Source organism: Flavonifractor sp. An112 (assembly GCF_002161085.1).
Lineage (GTDB): Bacteria > Bacillota > Clostridia > Oscillospirales > Oscillospiraceae > Flavonifractor > Flavonifractor avicola.
This window is the reverse complement of record NZ_NFLU01000002.1, coordinates 16,146-34,482: the sequence shown is the minus strand read 5'-3', so window position 1 is coordinate 34,482 and position 18,337 is coordinate 16,146. Positions and strand designations below refer to the sequence as shown.

Sequence of the window (18,337 nt, the reverse complement as noted above, 5' to 3'; positions counted from 1 at the left end):
ATTCACCTCCGGTGATAGCTTGCCCACGGACAGCGCACTTCATTTCAAACGGAGGGATTGGATGAAAAACAAAAATTTGCGACGAATCTCTGTGTTGGTCACGGCCCAGACTGCCGCCAACCTGGAGAAGCTGGCCCAGATGGACGGGCAGCCCAGCATCGGCCGGGTGATGGACAAGCTGGTGCGGGAGAAGATGATCTCCCTCCGTCAGCCGGAATCCCTGTGGCAGGCCCACTGCCTCAGCCGCTTTGGGAGGTGTGAGTGATGGGACGATCCAGTGTGCAAAATGACAGGATTCTGACCATGGATCAGGTCCGGCTGATCGTGGCGCTCCATGATGCTGACCTCTGCATCTCTGGCGCAGCGAAAGCGCTGGGGATCAAAGATGGGACGGCGCGGGCCAGGATCAACTCTATTGAGCTCCATACCGGGATCGATGTGCTGACGATCCACGGCATGAGCCAGCTCTATGACGGGGCCAGGACGCTGGTGGACATGGAGGCGCAGAATGGCCAAGCGGATTAAGACCATCACCGCCGGGCGGCTGGTGATTGCGGTGCTATACTCTATGCCAACGCCACGTAGTACGCCGGAAGAGAGGAGTGCTCTACGGGAGATCTCCAGTGCCGCTCAGATGGCGTTAAACAACCGCCGGGCCTGGCAGAAGTTGGAGCTGCTGCTGGCCGCCAATTTTGGCCGCCGGGATCTGGTTGTCGAGCTTACTTACGACGACGCACATCTGCCGCCCTTCAAGACGGAGGCAGTTAAACTGATCCGCAAGTTTTTGTCCTGGTTGCGGGCCCACCGAAAAGCCAGGGACCAGGAGCTGCGTTATGTGTACGTTACTGAGCAACTCAGTGCCGAGGGTGGCCGATTGCATCACCATCTTGTCATCAACGGAACCGGAGCGGATCTGGAGGTGTTACGCTCTCTCTGGCCGTATGGCAATGTGAAGTTGGAACAGTTGGACGATTGGCAGGGGTATGAGGCTCTGGCCAAGTATCTGACTAAAGAGGCTCGGGAGGTGGGGCGACCGGAACCAGGAAAAAAGTGCTGGGTCTCTTCGGTGGGGCTGAAAAAGCCAGTGGCGGAGAGCGAGATGGTCAAGGATAATCTGACCCTGGCAGCACCACCGGGTGCCATTATCCTCAGTGCGCCGCCGCCCGTCCGCAACCAGTATGGCGAATTTACTACCATTAAATACATTAAACCGAAACCAAGAAAGGAGAGAAAAGGAACCAGGCCACCGTCCAGACGGAGAAGAGAATAGCCTTTACATCTTTATTCGATCTGGAAACAGGGTGCGACAAGTAAAAAAGCCCATAGAAAGTGAGTGAAAAAGTTGAAAACAACTCGCGAATGTGGTAAACTTATCGTAAAGGACGGATGGCTAATCTGTCCCGGCTGCCGCAAGCGTCTGCTCCGGGTGGAGATGGACACGGCAGCGCAAAACTTAATCGTCTACTGTCGCAACTGCAAGCGCACCGTGACGGTAGACATCGACAGAGGCCAGTGCTTTGAGAGCCAGAGCCCGACATGATCCCAGCGTGGGATGTGGTCGGGCTCTGGCTTTTTGTTTTGCCCGGAGGTGATAGCCCGTGGCCATGAAGCCGCTCCGACCATGCAGGCGCCCAGGGTGCTCTGCCCTCACCCGGGAGGGCTACTGCCCCAAACACAAGCCCAGACCGGCGGCCAGGAGGGAGTCGGCAGAGTACCACGCCTGGTACAGCCTGCCCATTTGGACCGATGACCTGCGGCCCACCCAGCTCCTGCAGGAGCCCTGGTGCCGGGAGTGTGCCAAGCGAGGCATCCGCACCCGGGCCACGGTGGTGGACCATGTGGAGCCCCACCGGGGGGACTGGGCCAAGTTCACCGACAAGACCAACCTGCAATCCCTGTGCAAGTCCTGCCACGATCGCAAGACGGCCAGAGAGCAGGCAGCAGAGCGGCGGAAAAGCCGCTGAATCTGAAGGCAAGGTCCGTCGGGAAGCTACGCCCGCACCCGAGCGCGGGCGTGTGTATCCGCCCGTGCGCACCCAGGGGCAAGCCCTTGGCTTGCCGACCCCAGCCCCACCCGGAAAATGTTATGTCAACCGCGTTGCAAGACCGCGCGGCCTCTCGAATGCGAGAAAATCTCCCCCATCAGGGTTTTGGCCCCAGTGGGCAGGGGACAGGAGGTGAAAACCATGCCGACGGCGCCCAAAGCGCTGGACAACATGAGCAAAAATTTGACCGTGGAGGAGCGGCAGCTCCGGGAACAGGCTGAGGAGGGGGTGATCCCTGACCGGGGCCGGGAGAGCCGGATGGAAAAGCCGGCCATCATGACCAAAAACGCCATCGCCGCCCGCTACTGGCGGAAGGTGCTGGAGAGAATGGACGGCCTGGTGATCCTGGACGATCTGGACAGCGATGCCCTGGGTGTGTACTGCGTCATGCTGGCCCGGTATGAGAGCCAGTGCAAGGTGTTGGCCCAGACGACCAAACAGCTGAAGGACGCCAAAGATGATCCAGAGGCGGTGGCGGATGCCGTGGCCAAGCTGGACGCGGTGAGCGGCAAGATGCAGTCCCTGGAGCGGAATATCCTTCAGTACGCTGAGAAGCTGGGGCTCACACCATCCGGCCGGGTGCGGTTGGCCCAGAAACGGGCTCAAGCTGCCGCAGAGGCCCGGGCTGATCCGGATGGTGATCTCTTTGGGGACTAGATGGCAGTCAGGTCTGCATCACGCCGTCTCGGTCTATGCCAAGCAGGTGACTCAGGGCCGACTCCGGGATCAGTGCTGCAAGTATGAGATCCTGGCTTGCCAGCGGCATCTGGACGACCTGAAACGCCAGGGGACGGAGAACTTCCCCTATGTGTTCGATGCCACCCGGGCCGACCGGATCATCCGGTGGTTTGGCCAGTGCGTCCAGGTCCGAGGCGTGGACGCGGGCAAGCCCATCCGGCTGGAGCCCTGGCAGGTGTTCGACCTGGGCTGCACCTACGGCTGGGTCCATAAGGACACCGGCGCCCGGCGGTTTACCCACACCTACAACAAGCGGGCCCGGGGCAACTACAAGTCCAGCGAGAAGTCCTGTCAGGGTCTATACCATATGTGCGGCGATGCCATCTATCCGCCTTATCATCCTGAGTTGGCCAAGTTCGAGCAGGAGCCGGAAGTGGAGTGTGCCGCCGTGGACCGGGGTCAGGCCATGCGGGTGCTGGGCGACGCCAAGAAGATCGCCCTTGCCAGCCCCAACATTGCCAAGCGTCTGCTCATTCCCCGGTCCAATCCCATTGTCCACCGCACCAGGGGCGGCTTTATGCGGGCCCTGTCCAAGGACACCAAAAACAAGGACAGCGGCGCTCCCACCTACTTCGTGGTGGATGAGTACCATGCCCACCCCAATTCGGAGATCTACGATCTGGGCACCAACTCCTTCGGCAAGCGGGCCCAGTCCCTGCTGGACGTGATTACCACCGCCGGCGACGATGCCGGTAGCAAGCCTTGCTATGAGGAGGAACTGTACGCCAAGCGGGTGCTGGAGGACCCAACGGTCATCGACGAGAGCTACTTTGTCATGATCCGGGAGCTGGACGAGGGGGACAACCCCCACAATGAGGCGGTCTGGGCCAAGCCCAACCCCTGTCTGCGGTATCCCAGCCCGTACAGTGAGATCCTGCTCAAGCAGATCCGGGACGAGCACAATGCGGCCTATGCGTCCAACGATCCCAACAAGATCCGCAAGTTTCTCACCCGCCGGATGTGCCTGTGGCAGGTGGGCAGCGTCAACCACTACCTGGATGAGAACTGTATGGCCAAGGCCAGGCGGGCCATGGTGCCACGGGCGGAGTTTGCCGCCCTCACCGACGGTCTCCGCTGTCACTGCGGGTTTGACTTGGGCAAGCGGATCGACCTGTCCGGCGCGGCGGCGGTGTTCGACCTGCCGGATGGGCGCATCGGCATTAAAATGCACGGCTTCATGCCGGAAAATGGGGCGGACCGCCATGAGAAGACCGACCGGGTGCCCTATAAGTTCTGGGCCCAGGGCGGCTGCTGCACCCTGACCCCCGGCGATGTGACCGACAACAGCTATGTGTACAACTGGATCTGCCAGGGCGAGCGGGACCACGGCTGGAAGGTGGACGAGGTGGACTACGATGGCCACAACGCCACCGACCTGGCCATCCGCATGAATGAGGACCGGAACCGGGAGGACTTCTGCGTGGAGGTGGCCCAGACCTGCGCAGGGCAGAACCTGGCGGTGAAGACCTTCCGGGAGCTGCTGCTCCAGGACCGGGTGGTGCTGGAGGAGAGCCCGCTGGTGCTGTGGTGCCTGCAGAACGCCATTGAGATCCAGAACAACTACGGAGACCTGAAGCTGTCCAAGCGCCACAAGGACGACACCGAGCGCATCGACCCGGTGGCCGCCGCCATGAACGCGCTGGCCCGGGTGCTGGTGAAACGGAACGTAACGGATCTGAACACCGCCCTGGATCGGGGCAATTTCACGTTCTGAGGAGGAGCTATGGAACCAAACGAGATCAAGCAGAGAGACCGTCCCGGTATCCTGGCGCTGGCAGCCGGGGCCTGGGAAAAATGGGGGGCCGGGGCGCTGCTGTGCGGCGGGGCGGTTGCCCTCACCGTGGGGGCGGCCCTCATCTATCCCCCCGCCGGATGGATCACGGGGGGCGTCCTGGCCATCCTCGGCGGCATCCTGGCGACCATCGGAGGAGGTGAGGGCAAGTGAGCATCCTGCGCGGTATTCGTAAGGCGGCAAGCGGCCCCGGCGCCGCTCTGGGCGGCGTGCTGACATCCTCCGCAGTCTACGGGCCGGACGGCTTCCTGGACGTGGAGAACATCAGCCTGAGCCGGGACCGGGCCATGAAGCTGTCCACGGTGAACCGGTGCGTGGAGGTGCGCAGCTGCACCATTGCGGCCCTGCCGGTCTATCTCATGCGGGAGTCCACCAAGGAGCGCCTGCGGGACCACCGGCTGGCCGGGGTGCTGTGGGGACGGCCCAATGAGGCCATGACCCGGTTTGACTATGAGCGGCTCATGCAGGTCAATCTGGACCTGCGGGGCAACGCCTATGCCTGGATCAACCGGGACCCCAGGACGGGGTACCCGGTGGAGCTGATTCCCCTGCAGCCAGACCATGTGACCCCATACGTGGCTCTGGATAGCTCCCTCTGGTACATCTACACCAACCCCAGGACCGGGCAGATGTTCCGCCTTTCGCCCGCCGATGTGCTCCACTACAAGGCCTACTCCCTGGACGGCATCGAGGGCATCTCCATCCTGCACAGGGCGGCCCTGACTATCCAGACGGGCCTGGCGGCTCAGGAGTATCAGAGGGCCATGTACCAGAACGGAGGGCGGCCCTCCGGCGTGCTGACCACTGATACCGATATCGGCGGAGAAGTGACGGTCACAAGGAGCGACGGCTCCACCGAGAAAATCGGAAAAAAGGAACTCATCCGCCGGGAGTGGGAGAAGATCCACAACGGTCCGGGCAATGGGTTCCGGGTAGCCGTTATGGACAACGGGCTCAAGTATCAGGCCCTTTCCGTCAGCAACTCCGACGCCCAGTTCGTGGAGAGCGAGGACATCCGGGTGGCCGATGTGTGCAGGTTCTTCGGTACGCCCCTGCACATGGTGTACGCCGGCAAGCAGGCCTATTCCTCCAACGAACAGAACGCCATTGAGTTCACCCGGTTCACTCTCCAGCCCCTGGTCATCCAGCGGGAGCAGGAGGACAGCTACAAGCTGCTCCTTCCCCGGGAGCGGACCGACGGGCTGCGCATCCGGCGGGAGCTGAAGGGTTTGCTGCGGGGCGACACGGCTGCCCAGACCGCGCTGTACAAGGGGATGCGGGAGGCAGGCGTATACAGCGTCAATGACATCCGTGCCCTGGAAGATCTGCCGGACGTGCCCGGTGGGGACAGCCGGTATGCCAGTTGGAACTATGGCCCCCTGGCAAACTGGGATGCACTGAGTATCATTCGGGCCTTGGGCGGACAGGCCCCGGAAGGAGAATGAGATGGAAACCATTGTGAAAACGCCCCTGACCCCGTCGGATCTGGATGCCATCAACGCTTTGGCCAAGGCCCAGCTGACGGAGGATCAGATCTACACCTTTGCGGTGCGGCTGTGCGACAACGAGGTGGACCGGGACTATGAGCGGTTCCCCCGGGCCAGCCTGGTGGAGTTGGCTAAGCTCTTCGTGGGCAAAAGCGGCATCTTTGACCATCAGTGGTCGGCCCAGGGGCAGACCGCACGGCTCTATAAAACCGAGGTGGTGGAGGAACCGGGCCAGACCACAGAGGCGGGGGACTCCGCCTGCTGGCTGAAGGGCTATGCCTACATGGTGCGCACCGAGGCCAATCGGGACCTGATCGCTGAGATCGAGGGCGGCATCAAGAAGGAGATCAGCGTGGGCTGCGCCGTGAATCGCTCCACCTGCTCCATCTGCGGGAGCGTGGCGGGCAGCTGCGGCCACCGGCGGGGACAGGTCTATGACGGGCAGCTGTGCTTCTTCAACCTGGAGGAGCCTGCCGACGCCTATGAGTGGTCCTTTGTGGCGGTACCTGCCCAGCGGAAGGCCGGCGTGGTCAAGGCTCTGCGCCAGCCCCAGGAATCAGATAAAGCCCAATTGATCCAGCAGGCCAGGGCCCGGCTGGAATTGGAGAAAGCAAGATTTTGAGGATATGGAGGGAATCTACATGAAAATTGACAAGCAGAAGCTGTACACCCTGAAGGATGCCCGCAACCAGGTGCTGGAGGCGGCGGACGCCGCCCTGGATGCCGGGAACATGGAGGAGTATGAGGCCAAGCTGGCCGAGGTCAAGGGCTATAACGCCCAGATCGAGAGTGTGGAGAAGCTGCTCCGGGAGCAGGAGCGCTTTGCCGGACAGGAGCCCGGTACCTCCGGCGGCCCTGGTCTGGAGCAGCAGGGGCAGGAGGACGGCTACGCCAAGGCGGTGAAGAGCTTTGCCGACGCCGCCCGCAGCGGCTTCCGGGTGGCCAAGGCTGCCGGTGACATGATGCAGGAGGGTGTGGATGCCGACGGCGGTTACGCCGTGCCCCAGGATATCGTGACCCGGATCATCAGCCTGCGTGACAGCAAGGAGAGCCTGCTCAGCGAGGTGCGTGTGATCCCCGTAACCACCAAGTCCGGCCGCCGCACCCTCAAGAAGCGAGGCCAGCACACCGGTTTTTCCACCGTGGCCGAGGCCGCCAAGTACGGCAAGGCGGCCACTCCCCAGTTCACCACTGTCAGCTATGACATCGAGAAGCGGGGCGGCTATCTGCCCGTCACCAACGAGCTGATGGAGGACAGTGACAGCAACATCGCCGCCGTGGCCGAGGAATGGCTGGGCGATGAGGCCCGGGTCACCGCCAACAAGGAGATCATGACCATCGTGGCCACCAACGATTCCACTGATCTGACCGATCTGGACGGCATCCTGAAGGCCTGGGTGGGCCTGGGCTCCACCTTCCGGGCCACCAGCAAGCTGCTCACCAACGACGACGGCCTGCTCTGGCTGGGCACCCTGAAGGACGCCAACGGCCGGCAGCTGCTGACCCCCAACCCCGCTGAGCCCAAGCAGCTCCAGCTGTGTGTGGGTCCCTACATTCTGCCGGTGAAGACCTACGACAACGATACCATGCCCAGCACCGGCACCAAGATCCCCATGATCCTGGGTGACCTGATGGAAGGCATCGCCTACTGGGACCGCCGCCAGTTCACCATCAAGGTCAGCGACGTGGCTTCCGTGGGCGAGCTCAACGCCTTTGAGCAGGATCTGACCATCTGGCGGGGCAGCCTGCGGGACGACTGTACCTCCTGGGACACTGAGGCCTGGGTGAACGGGTATATCGACACCGCCGCCGCGGCAGGCTAAGGAGGAATTGCAATGAGCGACAAGAAGAAAGACGAAGTAGCGGCAACCTGCAATCAGGATGCGGAGGAAGCCGTACAGTTTAACCTGCCTGTGGAGGAGGGTTCTCTTTCTGCCGGTCAGATGTGCCGGGTGGCATTTTGCAGCGGATTGAACCTGCGGAAGGCGCCTGGTATGCATTCGCCGGTTCTGCAGGTTCTCCCGGCAGGAACGGCGCTCCTGATTGATCCTTTGGAGTGGGTAGCTGATGGCACTGGTGTGTGGTTCCCCGTCACTATTGATGGGGTAAACGGCTTTGTCAATGGTCAGTACCTGGTACAGATTGGTTGCTGATCATGGCGCTGACCGATGAGCGGCAGGCCGGGCTGCTGGCCTATTGCCGCATTGAGGAGCCGACGGCGGAGGAGCTGCTCACCCTGGAGACTCTGTACGATGCGGCGGTGGGCTATCTGGAGGGGGCGGGGGTCTCCCTGCCCCCGGAGGGCACGCCCCGGCGGGCCCAGTACGACCTGGCGGTGAACTTCATGGTGCTGCGGGACTTCGACCTGCGGGACGCCGAGGTGGCGGGGGCCATCCAGGATAACCCCGCCTTCCGGCGGCTCATTACCCAGCTCAAGCTGACCGAGCCGAGAGAGGGGGCCTGACCCATGTCATACATCGGAGCGGGCAAGCTGGACCAGCACCTGGAGGTGCTGGAGCTGCGGGAGACCTCCGCCGGGCTGTGGGAGTGGGTGGCCGTCCGCCGAGCCTGGGGCCAGGTGGAGCAGACCGCCAAGACCAACCTTTTCAGCAAGGTGGGCGTGGGGGCCAGGGACGCCGCCATCGTGCTGCGCACCCAGCCCCTCACCCTCCACAACGCACTGCGCTGGAAGGGGCAGCACCTGTTTTTGACCTCCGTCACCTACCGGGACCGCAACCACCTGGATGTGGCGGCGGCCCTGGTGGAGCTGGTGGAGTGCCGGGCGGATGCTGACGAGAGAGGGGATGGGACCAGGTTCCCCGGCGTACTCACAGAGAAGTACGCCAAATGGGACCAGCCGGAGCCCTACTCCGTGAACCAGCTGACCTATGTGCTGGTGACCCCCAAGGGGATCGTGCTCCAGCGGGGCGGCCTGGTGGCGGTAGCAGGGACCAATTACGAGGTGCAGGTGGCCCACACCCTGGACCCGTACAAGAACGAATATGAGATCGTGCGCACGGAGGATCTGTAAATGCCAGTGCAGATGGACATGAGAGACCTGGAGCGGCTGGACCAGGATCTGGCCCAGGCCATGGCCCAGACGCCAGAGATCAAGCGGGATGCTCTGGCGGAGCTGGGGCAGCAGATGCTGGCGCAGGTGCGCTCAAGGATCGGTGGTACCGGCAAGGTGCAGCGGTGGCAGCACGTCCACCTGGGATCTGGGGGCGGCTACGTGGCCGTCCACCCGGCGGAAAACACGGTGGATGATTACGGATTGGCCGTTGGCGCAGTGACCAACGCCATCGAGTCAGGCCACAAAATCAGGCCGCCCGGCGGTAAGGCCAAGCGGTACACACCCCGCATCCGCAAGGCCCAGGTACCGGCCAGGCAGATGTATGCCGGAGTGGATCCGGAGACAGTAGTGGACCAGGCGGCGGCCAATCTGGCCCTCCGGCTGGCGCAGAATCTGGAGGGATAAGCCATGCTGAGGATCAACGACATTCTGGACGGGGTGGAGGATCTGACAGGGAAGACCTTCCCCCGGCTGAAGGGCTACCGCAACCTGGTACACAAGAACTTTGAGCGGCCCTCCTTCCTGGTGGAGGTGGGCAGGCAGACCATGGAGGACGCCACCTGTCACACCGTAGAGCGCACCGCCCAGGTGAAGCTCACCTTTTTCGAGACGGTGGACGACTACCACGACAGCCAGATCGAGGTGCTCAGTGACCGGCTGACGGCGGCCTTGGCGCTGTACACCGGCGGAGCCATCCAGGTGGGGGACCGGTACCTGGACCTGTCCGATACCGCCGGTGAGGTGTTCAACGACTACGCCGAGCTGACCTTTACCCTGTCCTGGCAGGACGACCGGGTTCTGGAGGAGGTACAGGCATCCCCCATGGAGCAGTTCGACATGGATTTTACCGTAAAGGAGGAGACGTAAATGGCTGGAATGGGACAGCCTAACCTGACCATCGCCTTCCACAAGGCGGCGGAAGAGGTGGTAAACCGGCTGAAAAACGGCATCGTGGCCGTCATCGTGCGGGACACGGGGGCTGAGGCCGGACTGTATACCCTGGCCGACCCGGAGGATATGCCCAGCGGCCTGGGGGCGGAGGTCCAGGCCTACATCACCCGTGCCTTTCTGGGGGGCGACGGCAAGCCCCAGAAGGTGCTGCTGTCGGTGATCGGCGCTGAGGACGACCTGGTGGAGGTGGGATGTGCCGCCCTGGCCTCCAGTGACTTCGACTATCTGGCCTGTCCGGCGGATGTGGAGGCCGAGCAGATGACGGCTGCCGTCACCTGGCTGGAGGGGGTCCGGAAGAAGTACTGCATCGGCAAGCTGGTGCTGCCGGGTCACAAGGCGGACAACATGGCGGTGGTGGACTTCGTGGCCACCGGCATTGTGGCCGGCGGTCAGACCTACACCGCCGGGGACTATTGCAGCCGCATCGCCGGGGTGCTGGCTGGCACCCCCATTGAGTCCTCCGCTACCTCCACCCCCCTGGAGGAGGTCAGCGGCGTGGATGAGATCGCCGATCCGGACACCGCCGCCGACAGCGGCCAGCTCATCCTCATCCACGACGGCCGGAAGGTGAAACTGGGCCGGGCGGTGAACTCCCTGACCACGGTGTCGGGAGACATGAGCGAGAGCCTGAAGAAGATCAAGATCGTGGAGGCCCTGGACCTGATCCGCAGCCGGTGCCGCACGGTCATTGAGGACAAATACATCCGTATGGCCAACAGCTACGACAACAAGCTGCTGCTGGTCAGTGAGATCCATGACTTCCTCCAGACCCTGGAGGGGGAGGGGGTCATCCAGGCCGGCTCCAGCTACGCGGAGCTCAACCTGGACAAACAGAAGCAGTGGCTGAAGGAAAACGGCGTGGATGTCTCCGGCATGACCGACCAGGAGCTCCTGAAGGCTGACACCGGCTCCTGGGTCTTCATCAAAATGGGCGGCGTGGTGCTGGACGCCATGGAGGACTTCGATCTGGATTACTACATGGGAGGTGAGGCTCTATGAGTACCTTTGACAGCGCCAAGCGGGTGATGTCGGGCACCTTCGGCGAGGTTTGGTGGGATGGCGATCTGGTGGCCGAGTGCTACAAGTTCACCGCCAAATACACCCACTCCAAGGAGGCCATCAACCTGCCCAGGGAGATGGTGGAGGACAGCAAGGTCATGGGCTCCAAGGGTACCGGCTCCATGGGCCTGTACAAGGTGTACAGCCGCTTCCGGGAGATGGCCGACGCCATCCGGGACGGCAAGGATGTGCGGGTGACCATGGTGAGCAAGCTGGACGACCCGGACGCCTACGGCGCCGAGCGGGTGGCCATCTACGGGGTCAGCCTGGACGAGGTGCCCCTGGTGAACTGGGAGCGCAAGACCGTCCAGAAGGACGAGGTTCCCTTCACCTTTACCAGCCACAAATACCTGGAATCCGCATAAGGAGGACCTGAGATGAGTAAGATTCTGGACCTGCTGCTCCGGCCCGAGACGCCGGATGTGCAGAAAGACCTGCCCCGGGCCAGCTACGAAGTGGTCCGGCTGAGTGAGCTGTACGGGGAGCCCTTCGTGCTGGAACTGAAGGGGTTGCCCTACGGCAAGGCCCTGGAACTGAAGGACATGACGGACTGTGAGATCCAGACGGTGCTGGCAGGAGATGCGGACGGTGTGTGGCGCTCCACGGAATTGCTGATGGCCCACGGCCCCACCCCGGCGGAGGTAGTCAAGTCCTATCTGCTGCCCGGTGAGATCCGGGCGGTGGCTGTGGCCGTGGAGCTGCTCAGCGGTTACCGTAAACCGGTGGTGATGCCCTGGGGGCGGGAGGAGGTCACGGACCCTGAGGACGCCGTAGCGGAGGAACTGGCAAAAAACTGACCGAGGGCGGAGATCCTGAGCTGAGGCTGATGTACCTGCTGTTCCGGGAGAAAAACTGGGCCCCCGCCCAGTACTGGTCCCTGCCCGCCGGAGAGAAGGCCCTGGTACGGGCCTTCCTGGTGCGGGAACTGGAGCAGCGAGAGGAGGCCATGAGGCGGCGATCTCCGCCGCGGTGACAAGGAGGTGAAGGACGGTGGGCAAGGAGGCCAGCATTCTGGTGACCCTGCGGGACCAATACTCCCCGGGAGTCAAGGCCATGCGGGAGGCAAACTCCGGCTACGGAAAAAGTTTTGATGAGGTGCAGCAGAAGGCCAAGGCCTATGAGACCCGGCTGGACGGACTCATCAAGCAGCAGAGCCAGCTCCAGGTGGAACTGGTGGATGCCAAGAAGACCCTGAAGGACGCTGAGAAGGCCTATAAGGAGACGGGGTCCGCCGCTGACGCGGACGCCCTGTCCAGCGCCAAGGAGAAATATGAGGCGCTGAATACCGTCATGAAGGAGACGGTCCAGGCCTCCAAGAACACCCAAACCGCCCTCCGGGAGCTGGAGGGCCAGGGCAGCCGCTTGTCCCGGCAGAATGGCGGCACGTCCGGAGGGATCCTCTCCACCCTGGGCCAGGCGGGAGCCTGGTCCATGCTGGGAGATGTGGCCAGCCAGTGGGCAGGCACTCTGGTCACCTCCTTCGGCGGCAGTGATGTGGGTACCCTGTTCTCCAGCGCCCTCAGCAGCGCCGGAGCAGGGGCTGCTATCGGCAGCATGATCGCTCCGGGGATCGGCACCGCCGTCGGGGCCGCCCTGGGCGGCCTGGTGGGTCTGGTCAGCGGAGGGGCCCAGATCTATGAGCAGCAGGACGACGCCTTCAAGCAATATTATCAGCAGCTGTACGAGCAGGGCCAGTCAAAGACGGAGGAGAGCCTGACCAGCGGCTCGGCCACCGCCTCCCAGCGGGAGCTGGACGAGATCGCCTTCAGCCGCCTGCTGGGGGAGGGGGCAAGCCGGCAGTACCTCAGCGACCTGCGGGTCATGGCCGCCGCCACCCCCATGGAGTACAGCGACCTGACCAGCATGAGCCGGGCCCTGGCCATCGGCTTCGGGGACAGCCCGGAGCGGATGCTGGAGCTGATGGCGGCCATCGGCGACGCCGGCAGCGCCGTGGGCGTCACGGCGGAGGACATGACCTACATGGCCCAGGCCATGAGCCGGATGCAGAGCTCCGGCAAGGCCAGCCTGGAGTACCTCAACATCCTCCAGGAGCGGGGGGTCAACGTCATCGGAATGCTGGCGGATGCCTATGGTAAGACCCAGGGCGAGATCTACGACATGATTTCCAAGGGATCCATCGGCGGCCAGGACGCCGTGGACATCATCCAGGCCGGTATGGCGGAGTCCTACGGCGGGGCCATGGAGACCATGGCCCAGACCTTCAGCGGTCTCACCTCTACCCTGGAGGACGCCATGACCGAGATCGATGCCGCCAGGGGGCGAGGGTACAACTCAATGCGGGCCGGTGGCCTCCAGCAGGAGATCGATGCGTATGGCGGCGTTCTGGGGGAGGCGGTATCCAACCTCAACACCATCTCGGGGCAAAACCAGGCATATTTGGATAACCTGTCCGAACAGTACTCCAGGGAGGCGCTCAGTGCGGTTCTGCTGGGCCAGGAGACTACGCCCGGCCTTTTTGATGATAAAACGGTGGCTGAGTTGAAAGAAATGCGCGGAGACTTCATTAAGGCCTCCGCCGACTATGAAAACGGCAGCCAGGAAGCTGGCCTCAAGATGGATAACCTCCGTATGGAGGCGGAGGCCTTGGCTACTGCAGCATATGAGAGCAGCAGCGCATATCAGCTTGTCCATGACAGTGAGCTGGATCTGATCGGTGCGATCCGAGAGAATACGGCCGCCCTGAACGGCTGGCGGAACAACTATGACCTCCAACAGGAATCCAGCAAGGGGCGTGGGTCGGTGCTGGTAAGCGGATATGACGATGAATCACCGGGCGCCCGGGTGCGGAACAATAACCGCTACCGATATGCCACCGGCCTGGGCCGGGTGCCCTACAATGACTATCCGGCATTCCTCCATGAGGGGGAGCGGGTGCTGACGGCGGCAGAGGCCCGGGTCTACAACAAAGTGGGCGGTGCCGGTGGGGTCACCGTCTCGGGAAATACCTTTATTGTGCGGCAGGAATCGGACATTGACGCCATCGCCGCCAGTCTGCTGGCCAGGATGAAGCAGGCCAGTCTGGCCGGAGCCTACGGATAGGAGGGTGACCATGGCGCTGACCTTTTCATTTCTGGCGGACGGCCAGGAGCTGAGCCTGCCGGTGCCGCCCCTGCCCTTCGGTTGGGGGGCGGGACAGAACGTGCGGGAGCTCACCGTCAACGGCACGGGCACCGTCTATCTGCCCGGCGATCCCTCCGCTTTCAGCGGGGCGCTGGAGTGTCTCTTCCCGGCGGGGGAGCGGCCCTACAGTGCTCCTGGTGCGGTGGCCGACCCCTACTACTACGTCAACAAGTTTTCCGCCTGGGCCCGGGGCAAGAAGATCGTGCGCTATGTAGTGCCCGGCGTGGTCAATGCCCAGGTGGTCATTGAGGAGATCTCCTACGAGGAGCGGGACGGCACCGGGGACGTGTACGCCAAGCTCTACCTGAAGGAGGTCCAGTCCCTGGAGGCGGTGACCTCCGAGTCGGGCAGCTCGGGCGGCCGCAGCGAGGCGGAGCAGACCGGACAGGCCCAGACCTACACAGTGGTGGCCGGGGATTGCCTGTCGGTGATCTGTCGCCGGTTCTACGGCAACGGTACCGCCAAGTACTACAATGCCCTGGCCACCTACAACGGCATCAAGAACCCCCACCTGATCTTCCCAGGCCAGGTGCTCACCCTGCCCCCTGTGGGCCAGCTGGGGGTGAGCGGGTGATTTTAAAGTTTACCTCCGGCGGCAGGACGGTGGAGAATGCCTGGGGCCTGGTGAGCAATGTGGAGTGGAGCGGCGACAAGCAGAGGGCCGCCCGTACCCTCAGCTTTGACCTGGCAGTAAGTCAGGCTGATCCCAACCTGCCGGCGGTGGAGTGTCCGGTGGGGGCCATGGCGGGCTTCTGGGACGACAGCGGGGCCCAGCTCTTTCAGGGGCCGGTGGTGACCCGCACCCTCAGCGACGCCAGGCCCACCGTGGCGGTCACCGCCATGGACCGGGGTATGTACCTGGCGGGCAACCAGGGCACCCTCCAGGTGCGGGGAGAGACGCCGGAGTCCGCGGTGCGCCGCCTGTGCCAGAGCTACAGTATCCCGGTGGGAGAACTGGCGGCCACCGGGGTGGCGGTAAGCCGCAAATTTGCCGGCATCGACCTGTGGCGCATTGTCACCACGCTGTATACCCTGGCCTCCCGGCAGACGGGAAAGCAGTACCTGGCCCGCTTCGAGTGGGACAAGCTCACCGTCCGGGAGCGCAGCGAGACGGGGGAGAGCCTGGTGATCCGCCCCAAGTCCAACCTGCTGACCTCCACTACCACCGAGTCCATTGAGGACATGGTCAACAGCGTGGGCATCTACAACTCCGACGGGGTGCGGCTGACCACGGTGCGGGATCAATCCGCGGTGGACCTGTACGGCCTGCTGGAGCAGCACATCACCCAGCGGGAGGGAGAGGACGCCCAGGCCGAGGCCAAGCAGCTGCTGGAGGACAACGGCCTGGCCCAAAAGGTGACGGTGACCTGTCTGGGGGACATCCGGCTTACCACCGGCCGGACCGTGATCGTGCGGCAGCCGGTGACCGGCCTGTCCGGGGTGCTGTGGATCGACGCCGACAAGCACATCTGGGATGAGAACGGCTATACCGTGCAGCTGACGCTCAATTTGCGCAACGTGATGTATACCACAGAATCGGGAGGTGAAGTGACATGAATGCGGAAGACCCCTACAGCGGCTTACTGCTGGAGATCGACAAGCGAGCGCAAGGCCAGTGGCCGCCCGGCCTGCTGCGGGGCACTGTTCTGGATGTGGGAGAGGGGCGGCTGGTGATCCAGGCCGGCGGTATGACGCTGGATGAGCAGGATCTGATGGTGGACGCCCGGCTGTGGCCCAGGCAGGAGGGCCCCTTCCGGATCACGCTGGACATAGACGGCGCATCCGTCCGGACCAGTATCGACACCGGCATGGCCGTCATTACCTCCATTCCTCTGTGGGAGCTGCCCGGAACGGTGACCCTGAACAGCCACCGGCTGGCAGTGGGGGACCAGGTGCTGCTGCTGCCCGACGCCGAAGGCCAGATCTACTATGTACTTTGCAAGGTGGTGAGCCCGTGACACTCTTTCCTTTGATCAGCGCCCCCGACCAGGCGGGGCAGGGGACGGGTGTGCTGCCCCTGTACCGGGAGATCGCCTGGGATTTTGAGACGGACAGGCCCCTCTGGCAGGGCGGAAGCCCGGTATGGGTCACCGGGGCCCAGGCGGTGGCCACCTGGGCGTGGAACGCCCTCCACGCTGTCCGGGGCCACCTGGTGCTCTTCACCAGGGACTACGGCTGCGAGCTCCAGGAGCTGACCGGACGGCCCTACACCGCCGAGGTCAAGGAGGCGGAGGCGGTGCGCTATGTACGGGAGTGCCTGACGGTCAATCCCTACATCAACGACGTGCAGCAGATCCAGGTGAGTTTCTCCGGCTCCACCCTCAGTCTGCGGTGTGCCGTCAGCACCATTTATGGGGAGGTGAGCGTGGATGTTGGACTTTAGTGCCATCAGTACCGAGGTCACGCCGGAGAGCATCAAGGCGGAGCTGGTGAGCCGCCTGACGGCTGCCGGGCTGGACATCGACACCCGGGAGGGCTCCTATACCGACCTGATCTATTCAGAGGCGGCCTATCAGATCTACAAGGCGTGGCAGCAGCTCCGGGTGCTGCTGGCGGCCGCGGTCCCTGGGCCGGATTCCGGGCCCTATCTGGACCTCTTTGCCGGACAGTACGGCATGGAGCGCACTCCCGCCTCCACCGCCCATGTGACCCTCACCTTTACCGGCCAGGACGGGGCGGTCATCCCGGCGGGGACGGTGTGTCTCACCCCCTCCGGCCTGCGCTTCCGCACCGATTTGCAGGTCACCATAGCGGACGGCACCGCTACAGCACCCGCCACGGCGGAGACTGCCGGTGAGGGGTACAACGTGGACGCCGGCAGCGTGACCCGCTTCCTGGTGACCATTCCCGGTGTGGAGAGCGTCACCAATGCCGGCCCAGGCGAGGGAGGGGCCGACGGCGAGAGCGACGCCTCTTTTTACGAGCGGATCTACACCCGGCTGTCCAAACCGGTGGCCAGCGGCAACGTGTATTACTACGAGCAGCTGGCCCGCCAGACCCCCGGCGTGGGCCAGGCCAAGACCATCCCTCTGTGGGACGGCCCCGGCACCGTGAAGGTGGTGCTGGCCAGCCCGGACAAGCAGCCGGTGGACGAGCTCATCGTCACCCAGGCCCAGCAGATCCTGGACGAGGGGCGGGTCATCGGGGCGGATGTGACGGCGGTGTCCGCCCAGGCCCTGGAGATCACGGTCACCACCACCTGCACGCTGGACAGCGGCGTCCAGGCGGACGCCGTGGAGAAGCAGCTGTCCGGCCTGCTGCAGTCCATGTTTGAGTCCATGGAGTTTGGTACCGATGCCACCATCCGGCTGAACCAGGTGGCACTGCGGCTGCTCTCCTGCGACGGCGTGGTGGACTATGCCGACCTGCGGCTCAACAGCCAGGGTGCAAACCTGTCCAAGACGGTGGAGCAGGTGCCGGTGCTGGCCGGGGTGACCATCACCCCGGGAGGTGCGTGATGGGTGCCCGTGATGTGCTGGAGCGGCTGCCCCGGCGGCTGCTGGACAGCCCCTATACCGCCGGAGTGTCCGACCCCATGGCAGATCTGTCCCAGGAACTGCTGGAGGGGGCCAGGCAGCTCTATCTGGAGTTCTACGCCCACACGGCCAATGAGGCCGGGCTGACGGAGTGGGAACGGCTCACCGGTCGCACCCCCGCCCAGGGAGCCACCCTGGAGGAGCGGCGGCAGGCGGTGGTGGCCCAGCTGTGCGCCGGCGGCACCGCCAACGCGGCCCTCATCGAGTCCATGGCCAAGGCTTTGACGGGCTACGACGTAAAGGTCACAGAACATTTCTCTGAATACACCTTTTCCCTGGCCTTTTACGGGGATGAGAGGGGATTTATCCGCATTGATGCCAAACTGCTCCGGGATTCGGTGGAGCTGGTGAAGCCGGCCCATCTGGAATTTGTCATCAGCCCCATCACCTGGGGAGACCTGGAGGAAGCGGCACTCACCTGGGCAGGGATGGAGGAGCAGTTCCCTACCTGGGGGCATTTTGAACTGCTTTTTTATTGTCACCCGAAAACAACCTGATATTTGGGAGGGAAACAC

27 protein-coding genes are annotated in these 18,337 nt (G+C 63.5%); all 27 read left to right on the top strand.

From position 1 onward, the window contains the following. Nucleotides 1–61 precede the first annotated feature (61 nt). A complete protein-coding gene (locus B5E56_RS01680) occupies nucleotides 62–265 on the top strand; it encodes a hypothetical protein (protein WP_087388122.1) in 204 nt (67 codons plus the stop codon). Further along, nucleotides 265–525 carry a hypothetical protein gene (locus tag B5E56_RS01675; RefSeq protein ID WP_087388121.1) on the top strand — a complete coding sequence of 87 codons (261 nt, stop codon included), beginning with the start codon at nucleotides 265–267 and terminating at the stop codon, nucleotides 523–525. Before B5E56_RS01680 ends, B5E56_RS01675 begins: the two co-directional genes overlap by 1 nt. Next, entirely contained in the window at nucleotides 509–1,270 is a 762-nt protein-coding gene (locus B5E56_RS01670) for a rolling circle replication-associated protein (RefSeq protein ID WP_087388119.1), read from the top strand. The genes B5E56_RS01675 and B5E56_RS01670 overlap by 17 nt, the downstream gene beginning before the upstream one ends. 63 nt (nucleotides 1,271–1,333) lie before the next feature. Then, nucleotides 1,334–1,540 carry a cysteine-rich KTR domain-containing protein gene (locus B5E56_RS01665; RefSeq protein WP_087388117.1) on the top strand — a complete coding sequence of 69 codons (207 nt, stop codon included), beginning with the start codon at nucleotides 1,334–1,336 and terminating at the stop codon, nucleotides 1,538–1,540. Between the two features lie 64 nt (nucleotides 1,541–1,604). Further along, entirely contained in the window at nucleotides 1,605–1,964 is a 360-nt protein-coding gene (locus B5E56_RS01660) for an HNH endonuclease signature motif containing protein (protein ID WP_087388460.1), read from the top strand. Nucleotides 1,965–2,186: 222 nt separating this feature from the next. Then, nucleotides 2,187–2,702, top strand: coding sequence for a phage terminase small subunit P27 family (locus B5E56_RS01655; RefSeq protein ID WP_158098639.1), 516 nt, complete (start codon nucleotides 2,187–2,189; stop codon nucleotides 2,700–2,702). Continuing rightward, the gene (locus B5E56_RS01650; protein ID WP_206404948.1) at nucleotides 2,692–4,497 is read left to right on the top strand and encodes a terminase large subunit; all 1,806 of its coding nucleotides are present in this window, start codon (nucleotides 2,692–2,694) and stop codon (nucleotides 4,495–4,497) included. Before B5E56_RS01655 ends, B5E56_RS01650 begins: the two co-directional genes overlap by 11 nt. A 9-nt stretch (nucleotides 4,498–4,506) precedes the next feature. Further along, nucleotides 4,507–4,728 (top strand): hypothetical protein, encoded by a 222-nt coding sequence (locus tag B5E56_RS01645; protein WP_087388111.1) that lies wholly within the window; start codon nucleotides 4,507–4,509, stop codon nucleotides 4,726–4,728. Continuing rightward, complete coding sequence (locus tag B5E56_RS01640) at nucleotides 4,725–6,020, top strand: phage portal protein (RefSeq protein WP_087388109.1); 1,296 nt, start codon at nucleotides 4,725–4,727, stop codon at nucleotides 6,018–6,020. Before B5E56_RS01645 ends, B5E56_RS01640 begins: the two co-directional genes overlap by 4 nt. A gap of 1 nt (nucleotide 6,021) precedes the next feature. Continuing rightward, nucleotides 6,022–6,684 (top strand): hypothetical protein, encoded by a 663-nt coding sequence (locus tag B5E56_RS01635; RefSeq protein WP_087388107.1) that lies wholly within the window; start codon nucleotides 6,022–6,024, stop codon nucleotides 6,682–6,684. A gap of 19 nt (nucleotides 6,685–6,703) precedes the next feature. Then, nucleotides 6,704–7,885 carry a phage major capsid protein gene (locus B5E56_RS01630; RefSeq protein ID WP_158098638.1) on the top strand — a complete coding sequence of 394 codons (1,182 nt, stop codon included), beginning with the start codon at nucleotides 6,704–6,706 and terminating at the stop codon, nucleotides 7,883–7,885. 12 nt (nucleotides 7,886–7,897) lie between these two features. Beyond that, entirely contained in the window at nucleotides 7,898–8,215 is a 318-nt protein-coding gene (locus B5E56_RS01625; RefSeq protein ID WP_087388103.1) for an SH3 domain-containing protein, read from the top strand. Nucleotides 8,216–8,217: 2 nt separating this feature from the next. Further along, a complete protein-coding gene (locus tag B5E56_RS01620) occupies nucleotides 8,218–8,526 on the top strand; it encodes a head-tail connector protein (RefSeq protein WP_087388102.1) in 309 nt (102 codons plus the stop codon). A gap of 3 nt (nucleotides 8,527–8,529) precedes the next feature. After that, nucleotides 8,530–9,093: a hypothetical protein gene (locus B5E56_RS01615; protein ID WP_087388100.1), complete on the top strand. Its 564-nt coding sequence runs from the start codon at nucleotides 8,530–8,532 to the stop codon at nucleotides 9,091–9,093. Then, nucleotides 9,094–9,540, top strand: coding sequence for a hypothetical protein (locus B5E56_RS01610; RefSeq protein WP_087388098.1), 447 nt, complete (start codon nucleotides 9,094–9,096; stop codon nucleotides 9,538–9,540). A gap of 3 nt (nucleotides 9,541–9,543) precedes the next feature. Then, entirely contained in the window at nucleotides 9,544–10,002 is a 459-nt protein-coding gene (locus B5E56_RS01605; RefSeq protein WP_087388095.1) for a phage tail terminator family protein, read from the top strand. Further along, a complete protein-coding gene (locus B5E56_RS01600) occupies nucleotides 10,003–11,085 on the top strand; it encodes a phage tail sheath C-terminal domain-containing protein (protein WP_087388093.1) in 1,083 nt (360 codons plus the stop codon). It abuts the gene before it with no gap. Then, nucleotides 11,082–11,510 (top strand): phage tail tube protein, encoded by a 429-nt coding sequence (locus tag B5E56_RS01595; RefSeq protein ID WP_087388091.1) that lies wholly within the window; start codon nucleotides 11,082–11,084, stop codon nucleotides 11,508–11,510. Before B5E56_RS01600 ends, B5E56_RS01595 begins: the two co-directional genes overlap by 4 nt. Before the next feature lie 12 nt (nucleotides 11,511–11,522). Further along, complete coding sequence (locus B5E56_RS01590; RefSeq protein ID WP_087388089.1) at nucleotides 11,523–11,942, top strand: hypothetical protein; 420 nt, start codon at nucleotides 11,523–11,525, stop codon at nucleotides 11,940–11,942. Nucleotides 11,943–11,971: 29 nt separating this feature from the next. Next, nucleotides 11,972–12,118, top strand: coding sequence for a hypothetical protein (locus tag B5E56_RS14690; protein ID WP_164496867.1), 147 nt, complete (start codon nucleotides 11,972–11,974; stop codon nucleotides 12,116–12,118). A 17-nt stretch (nucleotides 12,119–12,135) separates the two neighbouring features. Beyond that, complete coding sequence (locus B5E56_RS01585; RefSeq protein WP_087388087.1) at nucleotides 12,136–14,205, top strand: tape measure protein; 2,070 nt, start codon at nucleotides 12,136–12,138, stop codon at nucleotides 14,203–14,205. Nucleotides 14,206–14,215: 10 nt separating this feature from the next. Then, complete coding sequence (locus B5E56_RS01580) at nucleotides 14,216–14,860, top strand: LysM peptidoglycan-binding domain-containing protein (RefSeq protein WP_087388085.1); 645 nt, start codon at nucleotides 14,216–14,218, stop codon at nucleotides 14,858–14,860. Beyond that, nucleotides 14,857–15,843: an XkdQ/YqbQ family protein gene (locus B5E56_RS01575; protein ID WP_087388083.1), complete on the top strand. Its 987-nt coding sequence runs from the start codon at nucleotides 14,857–14,859 to the stop codon at nucleotides 15,841–15,843. The genes B5E56_RS01580 and B5E56_RS01575 overlap by 4 nt, the downstream gene beginning before the upstream one ends. Next, the gene (locus B5E56_RS01570) at nucleotides 15,840–16,244 is read left to right on the top strand and encodes a DUF2577 family protein (RefSeq protein WP_087388081.1); all 405 of its coding nucleotides are present in this window, start codon (nucleotides 15,840–15,842) and stop codon (nucleotides 16,242–16,244) included. Before B5E56_RS01575 ends, B5E56_RS01570 begins: the two co-directional genes overlap by 4 nt. Then, nucleotides 16,241–16,669 carry a DUF2634 domain-containing protein gene (locus tag B5E56_RS01565; protein ID WP_158098637.1) on the top strand — a complete coding sequence of 143 codons (429 nt, stop codon included), beginning with the start codon at nucleotides 16,241–16,243 and terminating at the stop codon, nucleotides 16,667–16,669. The genes B5E56_RS01570 and B5E56_RS01565 overlap by 4 nt, the downstream gene beginning before the upstream one ends. Beyond that, on the top strand, nucleotides 16,656–17,744 hold the full coding sequence (locus B5E56_RS01560; RefSeq protein WP_087388077.1) for a baseplate J/gp47 family protein: 1,089 nt from the start codon (nucleotides 16,656–16,658) through the stop codon (nucleotides 17,742–17,744). Before B5E56_RS01565 ends, B5E56_RS01560 begins: the two co-directional genes overlap by 14 nt. Next, nucleotides 17,744–18,319 carry a putative phage tail protein gene (locus tag B5E56_RS01555; protein WP_087388075.1) on the top strand — a complete coding sequence of 192 codons (576 nt, stop codon included), beginning with the start codon at nucleotides 17,744–17,746 and terminating at the stop codon, nucleotides 18,317–18,319. Before B5E56_RS01560 ends, B5E56_RS01555 begins: the two co-directional genes overlap by 1 nt. Nucleotides 18,320–18,337: the final 18 nt, after the last annotated feature.

Bases quoted from the DNA above. Each gene is read 5' to 3' on its own strand.
- B5E56_RS01680 (WP_087388122.1), top strand. From the start codon at position 62: ATGAAAAACAAAAATTTGCGACGAATCTCTGTGTTGGTCACGGCCCAG.
- B5E56_RS01675 (WP_087388121.1), top strand. From the start codon at position 265: ATGGGACGATCCAGTGTGCAAAATGACAGGATTCTGACCATGGATCAG.
- B5E56_RS01670 (WP_087388119.1), top strand. From the start codon at position 509: ATGGCCAAGCGGATTAAGACCATCACCGCCGGGCGGCTGGTGATTGCG.
- B5E56_RS01660 (WP_087388460.1), top strand. From the start codon at position 1,605: ATGAAGCCGCTCCGACCATGCAGGCGCCCAGGGTGCTCTGCCCTCACC.
- B5E56_RS01655 (WP_158098639.1), top strand. From the start codon at position 2,187: ATGCCGACGGCGCCCAAAGCGCTGGACAACATGAGCAAAAATTTGACC.
- B5E56_RS01645 (WP_087388111.1), top strand. From the start codon at position 4,507: ATGGAACCAAACGAGATCAAGCAGAGAGACCGTCCCGGTATCCTGGCG.
- B5E56_RS01635 (WP_087388107.1), top strand. From the start codon at position 6,022: ATGGAAACCATTGTGAAAACGCCCCTGACCCCGTCGGATCTGGATGCC.
- B5E56_RS01630 (WP_158098638.1), top strand. From the start codon at position 6,704: ATGAAAATTGACAAGCAGAAGCTGTACACCCTGAAGGATGCCCGCAAC.
- B5E56_RS01625 (WP_087388103.1), top strand. From the start codon at position 7,898: ATGAGCGACAAGAAGAAAGACGAAGTAGCGGCAACCTGCAATCAGGAT.
- B5E56_RS01620 (WP_087388102.1), top strand. From the start codon at position 8,218: ATGGCGCTGACCGATGAGCGGCAGGCCGGGCTGCTGGCCTATTGCCGC.
- B5E56_RS01615 (WP_087388100.1), top strand. From the start codon at position 8,530: ATGTCATACATCGGAGCGGGCAAGCTGGACCAGCACCTGGAGGTGCTG.
- B5E56_RS01610 (WP_087388098.1), top strand. From the start codon at position 9,094: ATGCCAGTGCAGATGGACATGAGAGACCTGGAGCGGCTGGACCAGGAT.
- B5E56_RS01605 (WP_087388095.1), top strand. From the start codon at position 9,544: ATGCTGAGGATCAACGACATTCTGGACGGGGTGGAGGATCTGACAGGG.
- B5E56_RS01600 (WP_087388093.1), top strand. From the start codon at position 10,003: ATGGCTGGAATGGGACAGCCTAACCTGACCATCGCCTTCCACAAGGCG.
- B5E56_RS01595 (WP_087388091.1), top strand. From the start codon at position 11,082: ATGAGTACCTTTGACAGCGCCAAGCGGGTGATGTCGGGCACCTTCGGC.
- B5E56_RS01590 (WP_087388089.1), top strand. From the start codon at position 11,523: ATGAGTAAGATTCTGGACCTGCTGCTCCGGCCCGAGACGCCGGATGTG.
- B5E56_RS14690 (WP_164496867.1), top strand. From the start codon at position 11,972: ATGTACCTGCTGTTCCGGGAGAAAAACTGGGCCCCCGCCCAGTACTGG.
- B5E56_RS01580 (WP_087388085.1), top strand. From the start codon at position 14,216: ATGGCGCTGACCTTTTCATTTCTGGCGGACGGCCAGGAGCTGAGCCTG.
- B5E56_RS01570 (WP_087388081.1), top strand. From the start codon at position 15,840: ATGAATGCGGAAGACCCCTACAGCGGCTTACTGCTGGAGATCGACAAG.
- B5E56_RS01560 (WP_087388077.1), top strand. From the start codon at position 16,656: ATGTTGGACTTTAGTGCCATCAGTACCGAGGTCACGCCGGAGAGCATC.
- B5E56_RS01555 (WP_087388075.1), top strand. From the start codon at position 17,744: ATGGGTGCCCGTGATGTGCTGGAGCGGCTGCCCCGGCGGCTGCTGGAC.